This window comes from Streptococcus rifensis, from assembly GCF_053203525.1.
This window is the reverse complement of record NZ_JBRUCW010000006.1, coordinates 37,225-62,127: the sequence shown is the minus strand read 5'-3', so window position 1 is coordinate 62,127 and position 24,903 is coordinate 37,225. Positions and strand designations below refer to the sequence as shown.

The window sequence follows — 24,903 nt, the reverse complement described above, 5'->3', positions numbered from 1 at the left end:
TTACTTTCATTAAGCTACTGTAAATAGCTCTTCCTCCAACTCTTTAATCGCTTCTAAATAACGCTTTTTATCTCCAAAATAGGTATTGATAATCTTAAATGTTCCGCCATATACTTGAAATTCTGGCAATTTCAAGGTTTCAAGACTTTCAAGTTCACCAATCCCCTTATCCATGTATTTGTCCAGCAGAATTTCAAGCACTGCACGCGCCTCTTGGCTATACTTATAAAGATAGCCACTTTGTTTAACCTTACTAATTCGCTCAGATTTCGTTAGACTTTTTTGCCCATAAGCTAATTTTAATAACAAGTCAAAATCATCAATCTCTTGTTCAGAAATTCCTTCTGCCTCTCGTATAGCATCAAGGTAAACGCCTTTTTTATAAAGCTCCTCTAAGATAACTTTTTTCTTGTCAGCACTCCGCCAAGCCGTAATAAAGTCGGTCAAGGTTGCATAAGTCCCTAAGACATTTTTTCGAGTATAGTCGATCAAACTCTCCGTAACTAATTCCCCATTCTCATCCAAGACTTGAATAGTAGAGTTCAGAATATCAACCTTCTTGTCCTTAACTCTGTATTTTTCGGTAGGGCTTCCGTCTTCATTTACAAAAAACGGTACCTTTCTATGGTTTACTTTTATATCTGTCTCTAATATTTTTACAGGTTCACCATCAAAATCAGGGTCAGCAAAGAGATTAGTGACATTCCTGAAATCAATAATGGTAAAAAACTCTTTACCTTTTTGGGGATATAGACGCGTGCCTCGACCAATAATTTGTTTAAATTCAGTCATGGATTGGATATTGGAATCAAGTACAATCAAGCGACAGGTTTTGGCATTTACCCCTGTTGTTAAAAGTTTAGAGGTCGTGACTATAGCAGGATATTTAGAATTGACATCCATAAAGTTATCTAATTGGGCCTTGCCCTCAGCATTATCCCCTGTTACTTGCATCACATAACGGTAATCTTCCTGTACCAGGTCTGGATTTTCCTTTATAAAAGCTGCTCTCATCCGCTCCGCATGATCAATATCAACACAGAAGACAATCGTTTTATCAAAGCGGGCATTGTTTTGCTTCATATAATCAGAAACAAATTTTGCTACCATTTGCGTGCGGTCGTCAATGACAATGGTTTTATCAAAATCCTTCCGACCATAGTACCTATCCTCGATAAGTTTTCCGCTCGCATCCAATTTTCCACTTTCCGGACGATACCCATCTACATCAACATCTAGGTTAACTCTCATAACACGATAAGGAGCTAAAAAGCCATCTTCAATTCCTTGCTTTAAGCTATATGTGTAAATCGGTTCACCAAAATAATCCATATTGGATACTTCTTTGGTTTCCTTCGGTGTTGCTGTCATTCCAATTTGTGTCGCTGATGAGAAATAATCAATCACTTTACGCCAATTACTATCTTCTTTGGCCGATCCACGATGAGCCTCATCAATGACAATCAAATCAAAGAAATCCTTGTCAAATTTTTGATAATACGTTTCATCACCATCTTCACCTGTTAATTGCTGATATAGACCTAGATAAATTTCGAAAGAATTTAACTTTTCTGGAGAGTTAAGTAGTTTTGCTGTGATCTTAGTCATCACTTTTTCAAAAGGTTTAAAATCTTCCGCCATAGTCTGATCAACCAAAACATTTCGATCAGCTAAGAATAAGACACGTTTAGCCAAGCCTGCTTTTCGCAAACGATGAATGATTTGAAAAGCCATAAACGTCTTGCCAGTTCCTGTTGCCATAACAAACATGACACGTTTTTGCCCACGAGCAACACTTTCGATAGTGCGGTTAATGGCTATCTCCTGATAATAGCGAGGTGTCTTGGATGAGAATGCATCAGTATAATAAGGAATTGCGACAGCTTCTGCGACTTCCTTATTCAACTTCTTCTCAGTTTTTAACCTTTCGAAAAGTTCTTCTCGAGTTGGAAATTCCTCTAAAGCGAGTTCACGCTCTTGTCTTGTGATACGGTCATGCTCGATAAAGCCATCACCATTTGACGTATAAACAAAAGGAACATCCAAAATTTCACCATATTCAATCGCTTGCTGTAAGCCTGAACGTAGACTGTGTTTGTTATCTTTTGCTTCAACGATTGCAATACGCTGCCCAAATTGATAAAAGAGAGCATAGTCTGATTTTTTCCCTTCTTTTCGACGAGCTTTGTCGCCTCGAACCTCTATTCGCCCATCTGTAAAATATTCCTCATAGGCAATATGCTCTCCGTTTTTCCATCCTTTAGCTAAAATGGCTGGAGTAATGAAATTAGCTTTAATATCCTCTTCACTCATGTTTTTTTTCTGTTTAATAAATTTAACCATCGCAATCTCCATCATTATGAAATCAAAATTCCAGATAATAGAATTATCAGAAAAAGCTATATCTCCATTATATCACAAAAAGCCCTCATTTCAGGGCTTTCTGTGGAGCTATTCCTCCTACTCAATACTCATCTTTGCTATAAGACAAAATAGTGCGATTGGTGTCCAGTCTTTCATTGAGATAACCTGCAAATAAATCTTCCATGGACGACAACTTGCCTTTGGCATGAAAGTCATCAAAGGCTTGGTAATAGGCCATTCGATCTGTAAATTTGATATCAATCGGTGGATAGCCTGCCTTCATTAACTCTAAGTTCACTAGGAGTCTTCCTGTGCGACCATTGCCATCAATAAAGGGGTGGATACTTTCAAATGCAATATGAAACCGTGCCAATTTCGTCACGATTTTTTCTTGACTAGTCGCAAAATCCGCCAATAATTGCTCCATCATGGAGCGAATCCGATAAGGTTGAGCAAGTTCATTGCTCGCCCCCATGATACGGACTGGAACCCTACGATAAACGCCACGGTCATCCTTCTTATCTGACAAGACAAGATAATGAATACCTTTGATGACTTGCTCTGTCAGTGGCTGGTTTTCAGCAACCAGTTGTTGGACATATTGGAAGGCTTCACGGTGGCCGATGGCTTCCATGTGATCTTTGAGCGGTTTTTGGTCAATAGTTAGTCCACGCAAGACCATATACGTCTCACGAAGGGTCAAGGTATTGCCTTCAATGGCATTGGAATTGTAGGTGTACTCCACTGTAAATTCCTCATTGAGGCGCTCAAGTTCACCGGCTGTCAAAGGGCGTAAGTCTGATAAGGCCGCCATCTTTTTGTCAATGAGATTGACGAGACCACTCGCTTTTTTGTAGCGACCATCGGCTGGCTTTTTCGCATCAACTGGAATTCTCCACAAGCGTCCTTCCCGAACAGCCCCCACGATCTTTCCTTGACTGCACAAATCTCTAACGCGTCGATCTGAAATTCCCCAACGCTCAGCTGCTTGCCTAACCGTTATGTACATAACCATTCCTCGCTTTCACCCTCTATTATACCACAGATCGGAAGGATATATACAGATTAACGGAAGGATAGGAGATTAACAAAAAACTCAGCACGTCTTATCGTACTGAGCTTTGCTCATCCTTTTACTTCCTCGCCACAAAGAACCATCTGGCGCTCGTGTCGCTCGGTGCCTTGTCTTCAAAGTCGGCGTAGACTTTGACATCGGTGAAACCTGCCTGCTCTAAGAGGATATCGTAGGTCAGAAGTTCGTAGGTGCGCTCTTCATGGATTTCGTCATGACGAGTAAAGCGTCCGTCCTCATCTTGGATAAAGAAGGTCAGCTCGTGGACGATCGAATGTGGGGCCTCATCCTCATAGGTGTCCCAGACCATGGCGAAATCCTCAGCGTTTTCGTGGTGGGAATAACCCGGAAAGACCTCGTCGGTCTGGTAGGTCGAGTGGACATCAAAGATAAAGGTTCCGCCGTCATTCAGATGCTTGTAAACCTCAGCAAAAGTGTCCCTCATCTCGACCTCGTCGGCCAAGTAGCACAGGCTATCCGAGTAGCTGGTCACCAGGTCAAACTGCCCGATACTGGACAGGTCCATCATGTTGGCCGCCACAAAGTCGATCTTGGCTCCAGCCTCCTGGGCCCGTTTTTCGGCGATCTTAAGCATCTCCTCGCTCAAGTCGAGCCCAGTCACCTCAAAGCCAGCTTGGGCAAAGCGCACGGACTGGATGCCCGTCCCACAGGCCAGCTCCAAAAGCTTGGTCTTACCTTTTGGAAAATGGCGGAGCGAAAAGTCGGTCCAAAGGTCATACAGCGAGTCGTCCATGATAGCATCATAGACACGCGCAAAGGTTTCGTAGTTTTTGGTCATGAGAATCTCCAAGTCTAATGGTCAATCGTTGCAAGTGTTTAGAGTTTTCTGCCTTTGTCCTGAGATATTGACGACAGTCGCTCAATCTTTCTATTGGCGCTAAATCCAATTTGCATTGCTTTTAAAAACCTTGTCCAAGGACAAGGTCATTATTATTACGCTAAAAATCCAGCAGTTTCCAAGCTGTCGGCTTGGTGCCAGAGTTTTTCAAAGTTGTAGTGGGCGCGCATGTCTTCAGAGAAGATATGAACCACTACACTGCCAAGATCAAGCAGGACCCAGCCGCTGTTGGCGTCGCCCTCGACACGGCTCGCGTCACCGGCAGCTGCCTTGACTTGCTCGCGAATATGGTCAATGATGGCTTCTAACTGGCGGTTGTTCATGGCGCTAGCGATGACAAAATAGTCTGCCAAACTGGTTAATTCGGCGACAGACAAGACCAGGATATCCTCAGCCCGCTTGTCGTCGGCTGCCTTGACAACCAAGGCTAATAACTCTTTTTCGTTCATGTGTTTTCCTTTAATGATATGTGATTAGGACCTAGGCAAATAACTGATATAAGCATTATAGGTCTCTAGGGTTTGGGGATAGATGGCTACCCCTTGATTCGCCAGGTGACTGACGGTGCGGGCAGTCGCGTAGGCGACAGCCTGATTGAGGTCAGAGTTGGCCAATTCCCGCGCAGTATCGACTCCTGGAAAATCCCGTCCTGGCTCGATGTAATCTGCCATGTAGACAATCTTGTCCAAGAGGCTCATCTCAGCACTCCCTACGGTGTGCACTTCGATGGCTCTGAGAATTTCAGGATCGGTGATGCCAAGGTCTTTTTGGATCTGGTAGATTCCAACCATCCCATGCCAGACATTGTTGCCCCAGACTTTGAGTTCTGGGTCTAGCTGGTACTCCTCGATGAGGTCCAAAAAGGCTTGATCCGGCAGTTCCTTAGCATAGTCGTGAAGCAGTGCCGCTAGGCCTGCCCTCTCTGGGTCATACCCGTGTGTCAGAGCTAACGCTTTTGCTGTCTGCTCGACGCCTAGGACATGCTGGAGGCGCTTCTTGGACATGACCTGCTCTAGCCGAGCTAATAGGTCTGCTCTGCTATGGCCCACCAAAGCCTCATAAGTGTCTGTCATCTCTGTCATTGGTAGAGCTCCTCTTTGGTAATGTAGTCGAGGACAGGGGCGGGCAGGAGGTAGTTAGGCGTCCGGCCTTGCTTGATGAAGTCGCGCACCATGCTAGAGGAGATGTCCATGAGGGGCACATCCACCCAGATGACGGGGTAGGAGGTCCCGGCCTTGTAGCGGGGGCGCTGCACACCGACAAACTGGACCATATGGACCAGCTCGTCAATGCGGTGCCACTTGGGCAGGTACTCGACCATATCCGCGCCGATGATAAAGTAATAGTCTGTGTCGGGGTTTTGCTCGATGAGGAGGGTCATGGTATCAAAGGTATAGCTGATGCCCTTACGGTCCAGCTCAATGGTCTCAATCTCAAGACCTGGCACATCGCCCAAGGCCAACTCTAGCATCTTGAGCCGATGCTTTTCATCAATGGTTTCCTTCAAATCGACATGAGGAGGCATATACTCGGGCATGAGCAGGACCTTATCCAGTTTGAGCTGCTGACGGACCTGGTCGGCCACGATCAAATGGGCATTGTGGACAGGGTTAAAATTCCCACCCAAAATGCCTACCTGCTTGCGGCTGGTAGGTTGTTGTTCCGTTTCTAATTCAACCTTGGTGAAAGGTGTCAGCAGTTCAATGGCCATAGGACCTGTCTCCTTTGTTCTCTTTTGGGATTTTACCCAAGTCCTTACTATTATAGCATATCTGGGCTAAAAAGTGGGAAATGAATGAGTTCCATCTCCTTACACCCTCCCCCCAATAAGCGCAAATTCCCCACCTCGGGGAGAAGTGGGGAGCAAGGGTTAGACGGCCTTGACTTTGACCGACAGTTTGCGGTTTTCTTTCTTGGCAGAGACCTTGTAGAGGATGAGGATACGGCCGATTTTTTGCACGGTATCCACACCAATCTCGTCTTCGAGGATTTCAGCGACCTCGTGGATGTCCTCGTCCGTGTTTTGCAGGAGGGTCACCTTGATCAGTTCACGCGCATCGAGGGCGTTTCGGATAGAGGTTTTAATCTCGTCGGTCAAGCCGTTTTTCCCGATCTGAACGATCGGTTTGAGGCTGTGGGCTTGGCTGTTGAGGAAAGCCCGTTGTTTAGATGTTAAAGTCATAATGTCTCTTTTCTTTTTTGGTAAATGGCAGAGCTTCTGAGCGCATAGACTCAGCTAGAGCGCTTGGCTCTACTTAGATTAAAGCTTTTCGGACAAGGACATCAACGCCATCTGGCGCCCAGCCAGCCACGACTGCTGGCCCTGTCACACGAATCCAACCAAGACCTGAAAAGACAATATCTGTCTTTTCCTTGACGGAAAACTCATGGCGGACAAGGGCTGGCAGGTCTGCCAATTCTTCCTGAGATGGTGGCGTCAAAAGGGTCCCCGCATGCTTGTCGTAAAAGGCTGTCGCCCCCTCAAGCTTGGTCCGGTGCAGGTCTAACTCATTGTCAAAGTAGGCGGTGAAGCCTTGCTTATCGCCCGTCACAAAGTCGAATCGTCCAAGACCCCCAAGAAAAAGGGTCTGACCAGGATTCAGCTGGTAGGTTTTGGGTTTGATTTCCTTACGGGGAGACACATACTTGAGGTTTTTGGCACTCAAGTAGTGGGCCATCTGGTGACGGTGGATAATCCCTGGGGTGTCAAAGATGTGGCTGCCATCATCCAGCGGAATCTCAATCTTATCCAGAGTCGTTCCTGGAAAACGTGAGGTCGTGATGATGTCCTTGTCGCCAGTGATTTCTTGGATAATAGCGTTAATTAGGGTCGACTTGCCGACATTGGTCACCCCAACTACATAGACATCACGGCCTTTACGGAGTTCCTCAATCTTGTCGATCAGCTCCTTAATGGCCTGCTTGTTTTGGGCAGAGGTCAAGACCACATCGACTGGTCTTAGACCCACTTCATGGGCACGCTCCGTCAGCCACTGAGTGACTTTCCCAGTCTTGACCGATTTGGGCAAAATGTCTTTTTTATTGCCGACTAGGAGGACGTCATTGCCCGCCACAAAACGGGTCAAGCCTGGAATGACAGAGCCGTTAAAGTCAAAAATGTCGATAACATTGACCACCAAGGCATCGCTATCGCCAACTTCATGCAGAAGGCGGATAAAGTCATCGTCGGTCATGTTGACGTCTACGATGTCGTTGTAATGACGGAGGCGGAAACAGCGCTGGCAATACAGCTGCCCAGTTTCTAATCCTTTATCAAGAGCCGCTTTTGGGGTATAGCCAGCCTGAGCTTTATCGGCTGTCTGAATCTGAGCCCCACAGCCGATACAAAATAATGTTTCTTCCATTGGTTACCTATAAGTTTTTCTTGTACTCGATCGGACCATACTTGGCCACGATGCGTTTCATCATCTCGCGCTCGCGCATGCGGTTAAACTTGGTTTTATTGGAATCCGTCTGCACCAGAGGACGCACCAAGATAGAGCGGATCCCTGCTCGATGAGCCGCCCGAATATCTGTCATGAGCTGATCGCCAACCATGACCACCTCTTCAGGTAAGATATTATGGCGTGCCAAGGCCTTACGAATGCCAAAATTAAAAGGTTTCATGGACCAGGAAACGTAGTCGATATCAAACTTTTCCACAGCTCGACGGACACGGTCCGTCGTGTTATTGGACACCACAACGACCTTGATACCAGCATCGCGCATGTCATGAAGCCATTTTTTCATCTCAGGGGTTCCATCAGGATTATTCCATGCGATGAGCGTGTTATCCAAATCAACTAAAACCGCTCGAATCCCATGTTTTTCCAAGTCTTCTACCTTTAGGTCATAGACCGCATCAATCGCAAAGGTCGGAATATATTTTTCTACTGCCACATCTCTCTCCATAACTGTTGGTTAGTCTTCATTTTACCATAAATTGGCTTGAAATAATAGCCAGATTATCCCCTATTAATCACTCTAAACGGTTTACCCTTGTTATTTTTTTAAAATAAACAAAAAATACTTTACCAGTTAATAATTTTGTGGTAGAATAGGTCTATCAGTTTCGACTGGTAATTTTGAAAAGGAGGACCAGATGGCAGAAAAAACCGATTTGGCATCAGCCTATCGCAGGCTAAAAAGTCCAAATATCAAAACGCGCAAGCGCGCTCTCAAAATTATCCATGAGCACAAACGCCATGGAAAACGCTAGAAACTAGCGACTTGATTTCTTACCCATTCATTCTTATCCCTATCCCTAACTCCAATGAATGGTCAGACAAAAAAGCCGATACGCTCTCTGTTATCGGCTTTTTTAGCATTAAAATGTAAAGACCAGTTCTATATGGGGAAACTGGGCATTCAGGGTCTCTTGAAGCGTTGGTTTGGCATCCAGGCAGGTTTTCAATACTTCCGGCTCTGGGTCTTGAATAACGACATTGGCCACCAATTTCATGCCCTGCTTGTAAACGAGAATATCCAAAACATCATCTTCCTTAATAGCTAGGCCTTCTTTAACAATCATTCGGACTGCTTGAATCGTCTCAGCATCATCTAAGGTTGCGCCGAACAGTTCTTTGGAGGATTCTTTTAGCACATCGATCGGTTCCCTAATGGAAACGATAACCAAGAAAATAATGATAAAGAAATCCCCGGTGTAGTGTAAAAAGCCAAAGGTCCCATCGATCGCCACCAGACGAATAACCAGAACTGCAAGACCGACGCCAGCTGAAATCAAGCCATCAATCAAGCTACTCTTGCTCTCAGCGGCTAACATGGTACTGGCATGGTGAATGGACTGGTTCATCCTTCTGAGGTAAAAACTAAGAAGGATACACAGCACAGCCATCAAAAAGGCATAGGGCAAGGCTGGTCCGGGCTCAATAGGCATTCCGATGCCTTCGACAAAGTAAGCATAGGCATCAGAGGCCGACTCAACCACGGTCATCCCTAGTAAAAAAAGAGTAAAGGCCGCCTTAAACACGCCGTAGAGAGGTTCCATAAAATGCAGCCCCTGTGGGAAGGACTTGGTCTGCTTATGGCTGTTTTGCGAAATGAGGATGGCCACAACTGCCGATAAAAAGGCAATAAAGGTGAAGACCCCATCCAGCAAAATGGCATTAAGCCCCGTTAGAATATAGACGATAATCCCTGCTGTCCCAGAAAAAAAGTTAAAAACAGCTGTAATCAGTAATGCTTTTTTCTCAATCTGTTTTTGCTGCATGAAAACCTCCGTTCTCCCATAGACTATGGCTTAAAAATAAATAGAGACTGACTTGAGACTAGGATAAGTAGATACCACTTAGAACCCACTATCGCTGGTCCACTGTTTAGCATTGAGCGGCCTATTTATCTCTTCAGGTCACCTGCTATTTCCCTACGTTTTCGAATATTGAGATCCTTGAGGGTAATCAAGAGAACTGCTCCTAGGATAAGGGCTATGCCAACTAGGTCAAGGGCAAAGAAGTGAGCCTTCATGATGACAATCGAGAAAAAGACAGCTGCAACCGGCTCAATTGACGCTAGTAAGCTAGCATTAACCGGTCCTACAAGAGTTACCCCTTTTAAAAAGAGACTGTAAGCAAAGATTGTCCCGACTCCCACAATCCCAAAGAGGGCCAACAAACTCTTACCATCAAAGGCGTACTGGTACTGCCAAGGTTGTGTCAGGATTGAAAACAAGGCGCCACCCATCAGCATGCCTAACCCAATCACCACCAAACTGCCAAAGCGCCTAATCGATCGAGCTGGCAAGAGAATGTAAAAGGCATAGGTGACTGCTGAAAAAAGCCCCCAAAACAGGCCAAGCGGAGAGATTGACAACTGTGTCAAATCCCCGTGGGTCGCTAAAAAAACAGTTCCGACAATGCCTAGGACGATCGCAACAACATCTAAGACTGTCGGCCAAGTCTTCTGACGCAGGCAAATGTAAATCAAGACCAGGACAGGGCTCATGTACTGTAAGACTGTCGCTGTCCCAGCATTGGTGTAAGCTACCGCTGAGAGGTAGGCGTATTGATTGAGGGCTAAACCTAGAATGGCAAACAGGCCTATCCCTAGGAGTGACTTCCAATCCTTGATCGCTTGCATCAAGCTTTCTTTATTGGTCACATAAGCTATGGCTGTTAAAAAAAGACCTGAAATAATCAGACGAAGGGCTGATAAATGGTTTACAGCCATTCCATGTGTCATCAGGTATTCCCCAGAAATTCCAGAAATCCCCCAAGCTATTGCGGCAACAACCGTCAGTAGCGCTCCCTTTTGCTTTTCTGTCATTTTCCTCTCCCCTAACTGCTAAGAGACGACAGATCACGAAGTGATTTCCACCGCTCTTATGATTAAGTTCTATTGTAACACACCATCAGCTATTAGAAATGAAATTTTTTACAAAAAAATGTGTTTGATCCTTAAACGAAGCGATAAGGGATTTTGTAGATAAAAAGAGATTAGGCATTTATCTCCCAACCTCTTCATTAATCGACTCTCTCAGCCTTGTTTAGTCATTCGCTTCTCTCGCTTACAGTCATAAAGGCTTGGCATTGCTTCATCTCCTATTTTCAACTATGCCGTGACATCTTATTTCAAGCATCGCAATTTTTTTACAAGCAAGACGCCTAAGCCTTTGTGATGACCAGGACCACATCATCTTGGAAATGGTGCATATTGACTTGAGTGTTTTCCTTGGTGTCGTTGTAATAAAGAACCGCCTTTTCCGTCTTTTTAGACAGGAGGTCTGTAAAGGTAGCTGAGCAAGTTTCATAATCACCCCTAAGCTGTAACACCGTATTGTAGGGCGCATAGATGATGAGATAGTCTTCATTTTCTGCTGCCACCAGTTCGACAGATTCTGTGTTGGCTATTTTGTCGCGACAAGGACGGAGACGCTCAAAGCCGTGGCTTTCCATAAAGGTCTTGAGGTAAACATAGTCATTTGCCCCTTCAAAACGCAGGGCATCCTGCCAAGGGTAAGGACGGTCAAACACCATGTAAGACTGCGTATCGTGCGGAATATCTGGCACATACCAGCTCCAAATCCCGTGTGCCCCATAGGTGATCCCAGCATTGGCACCCCCCAAGACACTTTGCCAGGCCGCCTTACGGACATCAAAACGACGAAAGCGCCCGTATTGCCCGGGACCAAAGCCCATCATCTCATAACAAGGCTCGGCATTGAGGACGGGACGTTTCTTTTTACGGCGAAACCGTTCGGTCAATTTGGCTATAACTTGGGGAGAAGTCACATCGTGCCCTGATTGGAAGGTATAAAAGTCCAGGTTTGGATTTTGCTCCAAACTAGCAGGCAAGTCTGAATCAGGGCCGCACAGATGAAGGGTGGTTAGAGCGTCAGGCGAGCATTTTTTGACCTGATTGAGGGCTCGCTCATAATAGGCTATCGTCTCCTCATCTGGAAAATCGGTGTCCCCACTGATCACATAGATCGGGTCGTACTGGTCAAACCGTTCAACCACATCCGTGACATAAGCTTCGATCTGATCGATCGGAAATGGGTGACGATTAAAGTTAAAGGCCTGGGCCCAAGTGTTTGGAATATAATTGCACCAGAGAAGAACCAAGGCCACCTGCATGTCCTTGTCCTGCGCTGTTTTTAACATACGGGCCACCCGGTCAAAATAGGCAGGATTGGGTTTGGTAAAATCAAAATGCTTTGACGGCCCTAATGCAAAGGGCATGATGTCAAAGGTCGGTGTGCTAGCATCCCACTGCCAAAGCAAATTCACCTGAATCGTATTAAACCCTTGCCGCTTACGGTAATCGACATAGTAAGCCCAGTCCTCCTCCGTCGCATTGGTAAAAGCACTCCAGCAGGTATCTGCCAGGTAAAAATAAGGTTTGCCATCTTTGACAAAAGACCGTTTGTCCGTAGAAATGTGCATGCTTGCCTCCTTGATTATCGTTGGGTTGTATGAGTTTGCAGAAAACGTCCTCTTTTATATTAGTTTACGCTATTTTCGCTTAAAATACAAGCTAGAATCTAGCAAAATTTGACCTAAACGACCACCCCCATTCTCATTCGTTTTCTGATATCTTCAAGCTCGCTAACACAAAGCTAGAAAGGGCGTTTTACTCTGGTCCTCGTTGTTCTTTTTCTCCCCCAAAAAGGACCGGCAGTCCTTTGGTTTGCCGATCCTCTTTTTCTTAGTTTTTTCCTTAAGCGAGGGCTCCCATCGGATCCCATGGTGCCAGCACGATTGGCTCGGCTTGATAGGCCGCTAACTCGTCTGCTGTTAGGAATTCTTTACGGACTACGATCTGGTAGGTGTACTCATCCATCCAGGCGTCACTGGCCACAAAGTAGCCTTTCTCCCCAACCTTGTCGCCCCAGGAATTTTCCACCTTCCACTTGAGCGATTGGCCATTAGCATCTAAATCAACCCCTGTCAAGACCATGGCGTGGGTCATGAGGCTTTCGCTGTAATCAAGACGCCCAGCCTTGTCCTGCGTCAGAGAGATGCCCATGCTGGAGGTGAAATCATACATGCCATCTGCCATGACACCTGTTTTACGGTTGCTGGATTGGCCGACATCGCAACCAAACCAAACGGTCTCGCCAGCCTGCATCTGTGCGATCGCCAGCTCTTTGAGACGATCCATCTCCACATTGAGGTAGCGGACATCGCGACTACCGGCCACGTTTCCAAGCAACTCAACGGTATAGGATTTGCCGTAAGGCTTGTCAGCAGTTGGGGCATTGATAATGGACACATAGTCGTCAAGTTTGATGCCGACATACTTCTCATAAAAGGTATGAGGCGTTAACCCCGTTTCCACATGGTAGTTATCGTCTTTATCGCGGTAGCTAAAGTCAAACTGACGCGGTGGTAAGCCAAGGTTCATGGCCAGGAAGTTAAAGACGTCTTGCAAAAAGGCTTCTTTTTGAGCTTGAATGTCTTGGTCAGATTTGCCTGAAGTTACCATATCGCGGAGAACTTGCGCATCCTGACGAAGGAGTTTGTTCAGGTAGCCATTAAGCTCGCGACTAGCGCTCGATGACACGGACTCTGGATAGGCAGTCTTTGGGACTACCCCATATTTTTCAAAGAGGGAAACGACCATATCCCACTGGCCACCATCTTGTTGTGGCGTGTCCAAGAGAAACTTGACCTTACGACTGGTCAAGTCTTGGTCTGCTGTCGCTAAGATTTGTTCCAAGAACCAGTTCGCTTTTTCATACTTATCCCAAAAGAAGGTATGGGCCTGAGATAGCTCAAACTGTTCCATCTTATGGGTCCCAATCATCATGTGGCGGAAGGTATTGAGGGCCGCAAACATCCAACAACGCCCTGAGGCTTCTTGGTTAGAAACCGGATCTTTGGTCAAATCAATGGAAAAGACTGGTGTGGTCTCAATCGTCGCCTGACGGCGCTCCAAAGATTTCAACAGACCATTATGGCTGATGGCATTTTCAACAGCCGCAAAAGTCGTATTGGCTTCATAGGCTGCATAGAGTTTATCGGTTAGATCATGATTAATCGCTTGCATTAAATTCTCCGTTTCTAAGGGATTTACCCTGAAAGTTATACAGACCATTATAACGCTTTAAAAGGAGAATTCAAGTAAAAACGAGGTTAGTCTGCTGTTTTCGTCTATCCCTTTCGGATAATCCCTAAAAACCCAACCATTTCTGGTTGGGCTTGGTGTTTATCATACATCTTTTCTTTTTACTTCCAAAAGTCATCAAAGACAGTGATCGGTAGATGGCGTTTGTGTTTGGTTTTGTTCCACCAGCTTTCAATCGTTGCCTGAGCTTCAGGTAATACGGTCTTGCCTTCCAAATAGTCATCAATGTCATTGTAGCTGACGCCAAGTGCCGCTTCATCCGACAAGCCTGGGCGATCTTCTTCAAGGTCTGCAATCGGCACTTTTTCATATAGCGCTCGGTCCGCTTTGAGAGCTTTTAGCAGCTCTCGGCATTGCCGTTTATTGAGGCGATAGAGAGGCATGATATCTGCCGCACCGTCACCAAACTTGGTAAAGAAACCTGTAATGTTTTCAGCCGCATGGTCTGTCCCGATGACTGCACCTGAGCGCTGCCCTGCAACTGCATACTGGGCTATCATCCGTTGACGGGCCTTGATATTGCCTTTGTTAAAGTCCGAAATTTCTTGACCAGCGGCTTCAAGGCCAGCCATCATACCGTCTGTCGCTGGTTTGATGTTGATGGTCAACGTTTCATCTGGCTGAATGAAAGCCAGAGCTTTTTGCGCATCATCTTCGTCCGCTTGAACGCCGTAGGGCAAGCGGATAGCGATAAACTGATAGGCCTCATCCCCTGTTTCAGCCCGCATTTCCTTAACTGCTAGCTGGGCTAATCGTCCTGCCAAGGTTGAATCTTGACCTCCTGAAATCCCTAGAACATAGGTTTTGAGGAAGGGGTGCTTGTAAAGGTATGTTTTTAGAAAATCGATTGAGCGACGAATCTCCTTCTGAGGATCAATCGTTGGTTTGACGCCTAAGGCCTTAATGATATCCGTTTGCAAACTCATGTCTCAATCTCCTCACTTTGCTCCTTAGCCCGTTTGCGAACTTGATCGATAAAGGCCATCTTGTTGTCCCAAACATCCTGCGCCAAATCAACTGGATAGATTTGTGGGTTCAGCACGCGTTTGTACTCATCCCAAAGTTCATCAAAGGCTGTTCGTGCATAGGCTTGAATTTCCTGCAAGGTTGGTAATTCATAAACCAATGTCCCTTTTTCAAAAATAGGAATCATGAGTGGCACAGCCCCAAAGTTTTTAACGGTCTTGTTGATGTAAGTGTAGGTCGGATGGAACATGTAAATCTCATCCATCTGTGTGACATCCGTATCCGCAAAGGTGATGTAATCTCCCTCTGACTTGCCTTTTTCCAGACTGGTAATCCGCCAAACTTGCTTCTTACCAGGCGTTGAAACCTTCTCCGCATTATTAGAAAGCTTGATGGAGTCCACCATGACACCTTCGTCGTTCTCGATTGAGACAACCTTGTAAACCGCACCGAGAGCAGGCTGGTCATAGGCTGTGATCAGCTTGGTACCAACACCCCAGATATCAATTTTAGCTTTTTGCATCTTGAGGTTAAGGATGGTATTTTCATCCAGGTCATTGGACGCATAGATTTTCGCATCTGGATAGCCTGCTTCGTCAAGCTGTTCACGTACTTTCTTAGAAATATAGGCCATGTCCCCAGAGTCAATCCTTACACCCTTGAAGTTGATTTTGTCACCCATTTCCTTGGCCACACGAATGGCTGCAGGCATACCAACCCGCAAAGTATCATAGGTATCAACCAAGAACACGCAGTCCCTGTGGGTCTCGGCATAAGCCTTGAAAGCCTTGTAGTCATCGCCATAGGCTTGAACAAGAGCATGGGCGTGGGTTCCTGCTACAGGAATGCCAAAGAGTTTGCCTGCACGGACATTGGATGTTGCCTCAGCTCCTCCAATAAAGGCCGCACGTGTTCCCCAAAGGGCAGCGTCCATCTCCTGAGCACGGCGCGTGCCAAATTCTAGCAACGGTTCATCTCCAATTACCGACTTGATCCGTGCTGCCTTGGTCGCAATCAAGGTCTGGTAGTTGACGATGTTAAGAACAGCCGTCTCCACCAATTGACACTGGGCTAACGGACCTTCAATTTGGACAATTGGTTCATTGGCAAACACTAAATCCCCTTCACGGGCAGACTTGACCGAGAGTTCAAACTTAAAATCAGCCAGGTAAGCCAAAAAATCCTCGGGATAGCCCTCTTCACGAAGGTAGGCCAAGTCACTCTCTGTAAAGGTCAACTGTTCAAAATAACGAATCAAACGCTCCAAACCAGCGAAAACAGCATAGCCATTGTTAAAAGGCTGTTTGCGGAAGTAAACCTCAAAGACCGCGTGGCGGTTATGAATGTTTTGTTCAAAATAAACTTGCATCATATTGATCTGGTACAGATCCGTATGGAGGGTTAAGGAATCATCAGGGTACATGTCTTTTCTCCTTTGAAACACAAGCGAAACCTATGATTTTCGCCCATGAATATTGTCCTTATTATACCACAAAATAGGGTCAGCTCTATCAAAAAGGTAACGGTTTCCTGCCCCTTTGCCGGTTTAAGCCAGACAAAGTCCCTGTTTTTGACATTTCTGATGAGAGCATCCCCTTCAAAAATCGACTGTAATCATTGTTAACTTGAGGTGATGATCTTCAGGTTTAGCTACAACTACAGCCTCTTATTTTCTTTTGCGATTCATCGCGTATCAGGGGAAATCCCATAACATGCAGCTGTCTAGCTGTTTCTTAATCCCTCATTAAAAAGGAAAAAGCTGAGACTCTTCCCAGCTTTCTATTGATTTTAAGAGGATTCTTATTTCTTAACTGTGTTCGACAATATAGTTATAGACATTTTGCCCTGCAATAGCACCATCACCGACAGCTGTCGTGATTTGACGGAGCTGCTTTTGACGAAGATCACCAATGGCAAAGATGCCAGGCACCTTGGTCGCCATTTGGTCATCTGTTATAACCCAGCCTGCTTCATCTGTAATGCCAAGGTCTGTAACCATCTCACTGACGGGATCAAGACCAACATAAATAAAGACACCACCACAGGCTAATTCAGACAAGTCTCCCGTCTGCGTATCCTTAAGAACGACCGCTTCAACTTGACGATCGCCACCTTTGATTTCTTCAACGGTTTTATTCCAGGCAAAACGAATCTTGCCATTGGCAAAGGCACGCTCTTGGATAATTTGCTGGGCACGGAGCTGGTCTCTCCGGTGAACGATAGTTACTGACTTGGCAAATTGCGTCAGATAAATCGCTTCTTCAACCGCTGAGTCACCACCACCAACCACAACCAAGTCTTGATCGCGGAAGAAGGCGCCATCACAAACCGCACAGTAAGAAACCCCACGGCTATTGTATTCTGCTTCACCAGGGACACCCAATTGACGATGATTTGCGCCTGTTGCTAAGATAATCGTTTTAGCATCGAAGCGCTCATCCTCGGTCACCACTGTTTTAAAATCCCCGTGATCTTCTACCGTCTGTACAAAACCATAGATGTTTTCTACACCGAATTTTTCTAAGGGTTCATACATTTTCATGGACAGTTCTGGACCCGTAATGAGGTCATAACCTGGGTAATTTTCAATATCTGCTGTATTGTTCATTTGGCCACCAGGTACGCCTCGCTCAAGAAGACCTACTTTTAGATTGGCACGCGCTGCATAGAGCGCTGCTGTCATCCCAGCTGGGCCTGAACCGATAATTAGTGTATCGTACATTATTTTTCCTTTCGTGTGCTCTTGTGTCAAGCTTGTCTAAACTAACTAGTCCTTGCCTCTTGAAAACCGACCTAGTACTAGTCGTTAAACGCGAAGCATTAAAATAATCCCCATCAAGGCAAAGGAGAGAATAGGGATGACCATAACCGCAATCAGGAGCGCTTCGTAACTAGACGCACGGCGTTCTTTTGCTGTTTGGTCTAACTTTCGAAACTTGCGCCAGGCAAGCCAAGCTGATCCTAGGACAAAGGCTAAAAAAGCAGTTCCTAGCAAGCTTTGGAAATATAGACTTAAAATTCTTAATAACATATTAACCTCAAGGATGAAAAGAACCTTGCCTAGCTCACTCAACCATCAGTGATTGGACAAACAGGTCATTTCTTTTAGTAGATAATACAGTCGCTCTTATTGACTGTCTTAAATGGCCATAAATCAGCAGGTTTTAGCAACTGAGTTTCATACCATCTAAAAAAAGCAAAGAGTGACCCCTTCAAATCCTCCTTAGAATTTGAAATGGATTCACTCCATTATATCAAACAAAGTTGCGTTTGTAATTTGAAAAGAATGCTTTAGTCCGTTCTTCTTTTGGATGATTAATCAGCTCATCTGGTGTCCCCTGCTCGATGATATGGCCCTTGTCCAAAAAGAGGACACGATCAGCGACCTGCTGGATAAAAGCCATATCATGGCTGACTAAAATCATGGTTTGACCTGATTCCGCCGCATTGGCAATCGAGCGCTCAACCTCACCGACCAATTCTGGATCCAGAGCTGATGTTGGCTCGTCCAAGAGTAAGACATCAGGTTTCATGGCAAGAGCACGAGCAAGGCCAACCCGCTGTTTCTGACCACCCGAAAGGTGTCTCGGGTAGTGATTCTGCCGATCGGTCAGGCCAACCTTAGCCAATTCTTCCTTGGCAATAGTAGTTGCCTCCTCATCAGACAGTTTCTTAACGACCTTAAGACCTTCCTTAACATTGTCAAGAGCTGTTTTGCGGCCAAAAAGGTTAAACTGCTGGAAGACCATGGACAGTTTCCGACGCAGGGTCAAGATATCTTCTTTAGAAATGGTTTGAAAGTCAACCGTAAAGTCATCAATTGACAACTGTCCACTGTCAGCTGTCTCTAAATAATTGAGCGACCGCAAAAGCGTCGATTTCCCTGCACCGGAGGATCCAACAAGAGCAATAACTTCCCCCTTTTGAACCTCAAAGCTGATGTCGTCAAGGACTTTCTGACCTGAGAAAGACTTGGTTAAATGTGAAATGGTAATCATTAACGGTCACCTCCATGGAAATTGAGGGCAGGATCCAAATCTGCCTGCTCAGGCGACTGGATAGCCATCTTGCGTTCAACATAGCGGCCAAATTGCTCGATGAGGATGTTCACAATCCAGTAGACAAGAGCGACGGAGATAAAGCGCTCAAAGTAGCGGTAGTCACGGCCACCCATGATTTGGGCTTGGGCATAGATTTCGACAATCCCTGCACTAAAGGCCAGAGAGGTTCCTTTGGTTAAGCCAATCAAGTTATTGATCAAGGTCGGTGTCGCAACCACTGCTGCATTAGGAATAATCACGCGGCTGTAGACTTGAGAATTCGTCATCCCAAGACTCCTGGCTGCTTCGATCTCACCAGGATCCACCGATTGGATAGCGGCTCTCAAGGTTTCACTAGCATAGGCAGCTTCATTAAAGGCGAAGGCCACCACAACAAAGAGATAGGCTGGCAATTCATTGATGTTAAAACTGGTCCCAAAACGGGCATTGATAGCCTTTAGAGCCAAGGGAATCCCGTAGTAGGTTAACATCAACTGAACCAAGATAGGTGTCCCCCTTAAAAAGGAAACAAAGAAAGCTTGAATCCGGTATAAGACAGGGATTTTATTAAGTTTTACGATAGCAAATAAGAGGCCTAAGAGCAACCCAAAAGCTGCCCCACCTAGTGTTAGGCCTATGGTAACAGGGAGTTTTGAAACAATCTGAGGAATCCCATCAAATACAGCCCTTAAATTAAAAATTTTCCCCTCAGGGATATAGGTCATCAAATCCTTATACCATTGTGGCGTCACGGTTAATAATGTGAACATGTTTCTTTTTCCTTTTTTAATTCATGAATAGTGTTTATTTTAACACAAATCAGTACAAAGTCATAAAAATCAGGCTGTTGGAGTCATTAAAAAATCCAATCAACCTGATAGATAAAAGTTATAACTTCATACCATACATAGATTAAAAGCTTTGGCGCTTAGCCTTTCGCTCTGCACGACCTCTGGCTCGATTTTCCGCCCGCCTTTCCCGCTTGCGTTTCTCCTCAATCTTCCAGCCGATTTTTTTCTTATAACCTGGTTTGATTTTTTTCTTTTTCTTCTTCACTAGACCAATCATCTCGTTATCGAGTTTCTTGACAGTCTTTTCTCGGTTAGCCCGACGGTCACGATCATAAGTATCTTGGAACTCTCCGTCTTTGACCACTTTTGGCACAAAGCTGATACCCAATTTTTCCAGTTCACGGATATCGGCATCATCACTCGGTTGGTAAAGGGTTATAGCTGTTCCAGAAAGACCATTTCTGCCTGTGCGTCCTACCCGATGAACAAAGAAGGATAAATCCTGCGGGATCGCATCATTGATGACATGACTGACCCCTTCAATGTCGATGCCGCGGGCCGCAAGGTCCGTCGCTACAATGTACTCAAAATCCAGGTTCTTGACCTGATTCATGATCCGCTTGCGCTCACGTGGCGGAATATCGCCGTGAATCTTGGCCACACGAAGACCATTAGCAACCAGATAACTGTGAAGCTCGTCGGCACGCGTCTTGGTGTTGACAAAAATCATGGCCAGATAAGGCTGCATGAGCTTGGTCAACTCTAAAATTTGTGCATTCTTGTCGCGTCCCTTGGTTGAAATCAACCAGTTGTCAATGGTATCTGAGATGACCGTCTTGGTCTTAATCTGCTCAATCACAGGGTTGGACAAGTATTTCTTCAAGAAAGGTTGCAGTTTTTGCGGAATCGTCGCTGAGAAGACCAAGAATTGGAGGTCCTTGGGCAGGCTTCCTGCAATCTTGTCCACTTCGTTTAAGAAACCGAGGTCAAGGGTCATATCAGCCTCATCCACGACAAAGGTCTTAGCTTTGTGAATGGCAAGATCTCCAGACTTAACCAAATCATAGATACGCCCCGGTGTTCCAATGACAATATGGGGTTGGCTAGTAGCCAGCTTATCAATCTGACGGGTTTTATCTGTTCCGCCAACATAGTTGGCCACCCGAATCTCTGTTTCCGAAAACTGAGCAATTTGCCGGGCAGCTTGGTAAATCTGGGTCGCTAGTTCGCGACTCGGCGCGGTAATAACTGCCTGAACTTGAGCTAATTCTTCATCTAATTTTTCAAAAATCGGCAATAAAAAGGTATGGGTTTTCCCTGAGCCGGTCTTCGACTCCCCCACTAAATCACGGCCAGAAAGGACAACCGGTATCAATTTTTCCTGGACCTCTGTCGCTTGCTCAAATCGCAATTCTTCTAAAGCCACATTAATGTAGTCTTTAAACTTAAATTTTGTAAATTCCATCATTTCCTCAATCATTTTGTAGTGTTATCATTACGGCCAGACAACAAGATTCTGACACTCCTAGTCTTCCTAAACAGCCTCTTTTATTATACCAGATTTTCAACATTTAAGCTCCCCCTGCGTTTTTGTCCCTCTAATAATCCTTTACACCTTTTTCCTTGGTCAACTATTTTTTAGACGAGGACAAAAAAACAGCCAAGCGGCTGTCTCAGATTGAAGACAAAGTCTCTTTTAAAACTTTCCTTAGGTGATAACGGACGGTAGCGACTCCCTTCGGGATTCCAAACCTAAGTTTTGAGTCTAAGGTCTCAAAACTTCCGAGTGCCTGAAACTATTGCGTTTCAGGCACTTTTATCACAGCGGAAAGTTTCGATAATTGCTAATTGCTCGCTTAGCTCGCAAAAAATCAACTCTTTAAATCCTTGAAAGAACTTCGTAATGTCCTGTTGACAGAATACTAGGGTTTGTCTACGTCCTCAAACAGCCAAGCGGCTGTCTCTATTAGATGTATAAAATGAGCAAGGTTAGAGCACTCATGACTATGCCAAGTCCCCAAAGAAACATGTCAACTTGCCATTCAGACCAAGCCTTGGACTTGCCAGACAAGCCACCCAACTCAAGATGGTGGTGAAAGGGTGTCATCCGAAAAATACGTCTGCCTTCGCCATATTTTTTCTTAGTGTATTTGAAATAAGCCACCTGCAACATGACAGAACTGGTTTCAAGGACATAGACAAAACCGATGAGCAAGAGGGTCCATTCTTGGTGTAGGGCAATCGAGATAGTCGCTAACATCCCACCAAGAGCCAGTGACCCGACATCCCCCATGAAGATTTTGGCCGGTTTCTTGTTGTAAACAAAGAAGCCTAAGAGCGCTCCAATCATAACCACACAGACCATCAGGACATCCATCTGTCCTTGCTTATAAGCAATCACACTATAGGCCGCAAGACTGATGACAACTGAAATCGAGGATAGGCCATCAATACCATCGGTCAAGTTAACCGCATTTGAAAAACCAACCAGCCAAAACAGAATAAAGAAGAGGTAGAACCAGCCTAGATTGATGTCAAAGCCAAAGACATTGAGCAGACCCGTTCCCTGATGATTGCTGTGAAAAACATAGAAAATGATGCCACCGATAACCTGTAAAACTAATTTTTGCTTAGGGTTAAGCCCTTCATTGACCTGTTTAAAGACCTTGAGAAAGTCATCAAAGAAGCCGACGACTCCATAGAGAGCTAAGACAAACAGAATGCCCAAGGTGGACCACTGAACCTTCATCAAGCTCGCAAAAAACAAAGTCACGACCAAGGTAATGATGAGAAAGACAACCCCACCCATCGTCGGCGTCCCCGCCTTAGCCTGGTGTTGTTTAACATCTTCGTGCATCTGTTGACCTTTAATTTTGGCCTTCTGGTAAAAACGAATAAAGCGAGGCATGGCGATGATGGTTAACACAAACGCCAATACCCCTCCTAAAACTGTGAAGAGCATTTTAATCTCCTAATGTAATGGTTATTTTTTTAAGATTATCAATGGCTTTTTCTGCCTTGACACTCTGTTTGGTAACTCGACTGCCTTCACCCTTGTAGACAATTTCAAGACCGGTCCACTCGGCAAACTTCTCAACACTTTCCTTGGTCCAGCCATACATGTCTGGCACTTTTTTCAAATCACCTGTCCATAAAAGAATCTGTTGATTAGCGGTCAAATTGCTGCCAATTTTGACAGAGGTATCTTTAATTTCATTGGTTGAGCCGACCACAATGGGTTGAACCAAGTGTTGGCGTAATTCCGCTGAAACATTTCCGGGAGCAAGGTCAATGACATTTGGAAGCTTGTAGCCTGTCTCGTCAGAAACATTATCAAGGATTGTCGTTGGTTCTGTTAAGCCTAAGGTATCTTTAAGCAACATGGCCTGGCTTAGTACAGGGTTAACAACATCCATCCAAAAGAGCAGGTCCCAGGTTTCAGGTTGTTGTATGGTGACATACATGTAGAAATCTGGGTCTTCTGATGGGTACATGGCAACAACAGAATAAAGCAAACTGTTAGAGCCAGAACCTTCAATATAGCCACTGCCATCAGCCTTGGCAATCTCGGCGGTACCAGACTTAACCGCTGCAGGAACACCATTGACTTGAATCACAGAGCCACCAACGGCTCCAGAATAAAGCGTCCCTACATAAGGATCTGTCCCTACAGTAACCATGTATTGAAGGGTTTGGTTGGCTGCATCTGCAGAGATTGGTTTCCCTGAAACTTCTGGCTGAGCCTTTCGCGCTGAGTCCGTATTAGGGTCATAGAGAGCCGATACAACTTTCGGCGTCAGCATTTCCCCTTGGTTGGCAACAGAAGAAAAAGCTTTTAACATCTGAACTTGAGTGACAGAAATCCCCTGCCCAAAGGCTGACATGGCTGTGGTTACCTTGTTGTCCGAGTTAACCAAGCCAAAGGTTTCATGGAGCATACCAAAGCGAGTCGGTAGCCCTAAATCAAATTGAGAGAGGTAGTTAAGCCAAGTTTCATCTCCCATATTTTGCTCTAGAATAACCATCCCGATGTTTGACGAGTGCGCAAAGGCTTGAGCAAGGTTGAGATAGCCTCCCGTGGACAAGCCCATGTTAATATCCCAGTCATTAATAGTCGTGTCAATAACCGTATAACCATCTGTGCTGTAGGTATAGGTTGGGTCAAAGGTCCCGTTATCAATAGCTGAAGCCAGCGTCATAACCTTCATGGTCGATCCTGGTTCATATTGTATTTGATAGAGCGCACTATTCCAGTCTTTTATGTCTGAAACACCTTCTTTAGTGTCCGAATCAAAGGTCGGCCGTTGGGTGGTTGCAAGAATCTCCCCAGTCTTCGCAGAAACCAAAGTCGCACTGGCTAAGACGCCGTTAGCCTTGCTCTGGAAAATATCCATATTGGTCTCCAGATAAGACTGTAGAGGTTCAGACAAGGTTGTGTAGACATCTTGACCATCGACTTTTTTCTGGGTAATGCTTTCTGTTCCTGGTTTTATGACGCCAGAAGCGGTTTTCTCATAAGTGATGATGCCATCTGTACCTGATAGGATTTTATTGAAACTTTCCTCCAGACCAGTCGATCCGATGAGCGATTGGGTCTTGCCATCGTCATTGTCTTTTAAAGTGGTTAACCCGATAAGGTGGGAGGCGAAAACTCCATTCGGATAGAGACGACCTGGACTAGCGGTAAAGCCAATCCCCGTAATCCCTTTTTCTGCCATGGCCGTTTCAATGGCGATCTTTGTTCCATAGGAAATGTTATTTCCCTGGGCCCCAAAAGATACTTGGTACTGGTTCTCTTTTTTGAGTTGCTCTTTGATATAGTCGCTTTCAATACCTAAGTTCTCAGATAAGATCGTCGCCACATCATCAAACTGTTCGGATTGAATATAGAGTTTTTCACCAGTCGCTGACACATATTCATGGCTTAGAATGGCATAAATGCTGTAAGTTGTCGAGTCCTCTGCGATGACCGTCCCATTGCGGTCATAAATCGTTCCACGACGAGCTTGAACCGTCATAGTTGTCTGATGACGATCCGCCGCCAAAGCTCTGAGATCTTGCCCAAACTTTTTACCAGTCATTAAAATGATGGCAAAATTGATTAAGAACACCAAAAAGAGAAAAACAGCCAGCACACTTAAGGATAAGCCGACTTTTTTGCGATTGTAGCGTGGCCCTTTGCGGTCGGATAGGGCATAAGCTAAAATTTTTCTTCGTTTACTCATA

23 protein-coding genes are annotated in these 24,903 nt (G+C 45.3%); 1 reads left to right on the top strand and 22 read right to left on the bottom strand.

The window, feature by feature from the left end:
• Positions 1-9 precede the first annotated feature (9 nt).
• The 9 genes from hsdR to ACVRYP_RS04960 all read right to left on the bottom strand — a co-directional run bounded on the left by hsdR (position 10) and on the right by ACVRYP_RS04960 (position 8,207).
• Positions 10-2,343: an EcoAI/FtnUII family type I restriction enzme subunit R gene (gene hsdR, locus ACVRYP_RS05000; RefSeq protein WP_447467657.1), complete on the bottom strand. Its 2,334-nt coding sequence runs from the start codon at positions 2,341-2,343 to the stop codon at positions 10-12.
• A 121-nt stretch (positions 2,344-2,464) separates the two neighbouring features.
• Positions 2,465-3,373, bottom strand: a complete 909-nt coding sequence (locus ACVRYP_RS04995; RefSeq protein ID WP_447467656.1) for a Fic family protein — start codon at positions 3,371-3,373, stop codon at positions 2,465-2,467.
• A gap of 124 nt (positions 3,374-3,497) precedes the next feature.
• Positions 3,498-4,235 carry a class I SAM-dependent DNA methyltransferase gene (locus tag ACVRYP_RS04990; protein WP_447467655.1) on the bottom strand — a complete coding sequence of 246 codons (738 nt, stop codon included), beginning with the start codon at positions 4,233-4,235 and terminating at the stop codon, positions 3,498-3,500.
• 155 nt (positions 4,236-4,390) lie between these two features.
• Positions 4,391-4,744, bottom strand: coding sequence for a ribosome silencing factor (gene rsfS, locus ACVRYP_RS04985; RefSeq protein ID WP_447467654.1), 354 nt, complete (start codon positions 4,742-4,744; stop codon positions 4,391-4,393).
• Between the two features lie 24 nt (positions 4,745-4,768).
• Positions 4,769-5,368, bottom strand: a complete 600-nt coding sequence (gene yqeK, locus ACVRYP_RS04980) for a bis(5'-nucleosyl)-tetraphosphatase (symmetrical) YqeK (RefSeq protein WP_447467714.1) — start codon at positions 5,366-5,368, stop codon at positions 4,769-4,771.
• Positions 5,369-5,373: 5 nt separating this feature from the next.
• Positions 5,374-6,006 carry a nicotinate-nucleotide adenylyltransferase gene (locus tag ACVRYP_RS04975; protein WP_447467653.1) on the bottom strand — a complete coding sequence of 211 codons (633 nt, stop codon included), beginning with the start codon at positions 6,004-6,006 and terminating at the stop codon, positions 5,374-5,376.
• A 159-nt stretch (positions 6,007-6,165) separates the two neighbouring features.
• Positions 6,166-6,477, bottom strand: coding sequence for a ribosome assembly RNA-binding protein YhbY (yhbY, locus tag ACVRYP_RS04970; RefSeq protein ID WP_307120885.1), 312 nt, complete (start codon positions 6,475-6,477; stop codon positions 6,166-6,168).
• Between the two features lie 73 nt (positions 6,478-6,550).
• On the bottom strand, positions 6,551-7,660 hold the full coding sequence (yqeH, locus tag ACVRYP_RS04965) for a ribosome biogenesis GTPase YqeH (protein ID WP_447467652.1): 1,110 nt from the start codon (positions 7,658-7,660) through the stop codon (positions 6,551-6,553).
• A gap of 7 nt (positions 7,661-7,667) precedes the next feature.
• Positions 7,668-8,207, bottom strand: a complete 540-nt coding sequence (locus ACVRYP_RS04960; protein ID WP_447467651.1) for a YqeG family HAD IIIA-type phosphatase — start codon at positions 8,205-8,207, stop codon at positions 7,668-7,670.
• Between the two features lie 190 nt (positions 8,208-8,397).
• Between ACVRYP_RS04960 and ACVRYP_RS04955 the strand changes: the two genes are divergently transcribed.
• Positions 8,398-8,514, top strand: a complete 117-nt coding sequence (locus ACVRYP_RS04955; protein ID WP_168548727.1) for a putative metal homeostasis protein — start codon at positions 8,398-8,400, stop codon at positions 8,512-8,514.
• 108 nt (positions 8,515-8,622) lie between these two features.
• Here the strand turns inward: ACVRYP_RS04955 and ACVRYP_RS04950 are convergent, their stop codons facing one another.
• The 13 genes from ACVRYP_RS04950 to pbp2x all read right to left on the bottom strand — a co-directional run bounded on the left by ACVRYP_RS04950 (position 8,623) and on the right by pbp2x (position 24,902).
• Positions 8,623-9,525: a cation efflux transmembrane domain-containing protein gene (locus ACVRYP_RS04950; protein WP_447467650.1), complete on the bottom strand. Its 903-nt coding sequence runs from the start codon at positions 9,523-9,525 to the stop codon at positions 8,623-8,625.
• A gap of 125 nt (positions 9,526-9,650) precedes the next feature.
• The gene (locus ACVRYP_RS04945) at positions 9,651-10,577 is read right to left on the bottom strand and encodes a DMT family transporter (RefSeq protein WP_447467649.1); all 927 of its coding nucleotides are present in this window, start codon (positions 10,575-10,577) and stop codon (positions 9,651-9,653) included.
• A gap of 338 nt (positions 10,578-10,915) precedes the next feature.
• The gene (locus ACVRYP_RS04940) at positions 10,916-12,196 is read right to left on the bottom strand and encodes a glycoside hydrolase family 140 protein (protein ID WP_447467648.1); all 1,281 of its coding nucleotides are present in this window, start codon (positions 12,194-12,196) and stop codon (positions 10,916-10,918) included.
• Positions 12,197-12,470: 274 nt separating this feature from the next.
• Positions 12,471-13,802, bottom strand: coding sequence for an aminopeptidase C (gene pepC, locus ACVRYP_RS04935; RefSeq protein WP_447467647.1), 1,332 nt, complete (start codon positions 13,800-13,802; stop codon positions 12,471-12,473).
• A 179-nt stretch (positions 13,803-13,981) separates the two neighbouring features.
• Positions 13,982-14,806: an NAD(+) synthase gene (gene nadE / locus ACVRYP_RS04930; RefSeq protein ID WP_447467646.1), complete on the bottom strand. Its 825-nt coding sequence runs from the start codon at positions 14,804-14,806 to the stop codon at positions 13,982-13,984.
• Positions 14,803-16,269 carry a nicotinate phosphoribosyltransferase gene (locus ACVRYP_RS04925; RefSeq protein WP_447467645.1) on the bottom strand — a complete coding sequence of 489 codons (1,467 nt, stop codon included), beginning with the start codon at positions 16,267-16,269 and terminating at the stop codon, positions 14,803-14,805. Before ACVRYP_RS04925 ends, nadE begins: the two co-directional genes overlap by 4 nt.
• Positions 16,270-16,653: 384 nt before the next feature.
• A complete protein-coding gene (trxB, locus tag ACVRYP_RS04920) occupies positions 16,654-17,568 on the bottom strand; it encodes a thioredoxin-disulfide reductase (RefSeq protein ID WP_447467644.1) in 915 nt (304 codons plus the stop codon).
• Positions 17,569-17,652: 84 nt separating this feature from the next.
• The gene (locus ACVRYP_RS04915) at positions 17,653-17,877 is read right to left on the bottom strand and encodes a DUF4059 family protein (RefSeq protein WP_307122542.1); all 225 of its coding nucleotides are present in this window, start codon (positions 17,875-17,877) and stop codon (positions 17,653-17,655) included.
• Positions 17,878-18,100: 223 nt separating this feature from the next.
• The gene (locus ACVRYP_RS04910) at positions 18,101-18,844 is read right to left on the bottom strand and encodes an amino acid ABC transporter ATP-binding protein (RefSeq protein WP_447467643.1); all 744 of its coding nucleotides are present in this window, start codon (positions 18,842-18,844) and stop codon (positions 18,101-18,103) included.
• Positions 18,844-19,656, bottom strand: coding sequence for an amino acid ABC transporter permease (locus tag ACVRYP_RS04905; RefSeq protein ID WP_447467642.1), 813 nt, complete (start codon positions 19,654-19,656; stop codon positions 18,844-18,846). The genes ACVRYP_RS04910 and ACVRYP_RS04905 overlap by 1 nt, the downstream gene beginning before the upstream one ends.
• Positions 19,657-19,798: 142 nt before the next feature.
• Positions 19,799-21,142: a DEAD/DEAH box helicase gene (locus tag ACVRYP_RS04900; RefSeq protein ID WP_447467641.1), complete on the bottom strand. Its 1,344-nt coding sequence runs from the start codon at positions 21,140-21,142 to the stop codon at positions 19,799-19,801.
• A gap of 501 nt (positions 21,143-21,643) precedes the next feature.
• The gene (mraY, locus tag ACVRYP_RS04895; RefSeq protein WP_447467640.1) at positions 21,644-22,639 is read right to left on the bottom strand and encodes a phospho-N-acetylmuramoyl-pentapeptide-transferase; all 996 of its coding nucleotides are present in this window, start codon (positions 22,637-22,639) and stop codon (positions 21,644-21,646) included.
• Position 22,640: 1 nt separating this feature from the next.
• Positions 22,641-24,902, bottom strand: a complete 2,262-nt coding sequence (gene pbp2x / locus ACVRYP_RS04890) for a penicillin-binding protein PBP2X (RefSeq protein ID WP_447467639.1) — start codon at positions 24,900-24,902, stop codon at positions 22,641-22,643.
• Position 24,903 lies beyond the last annotated feature (1 nt).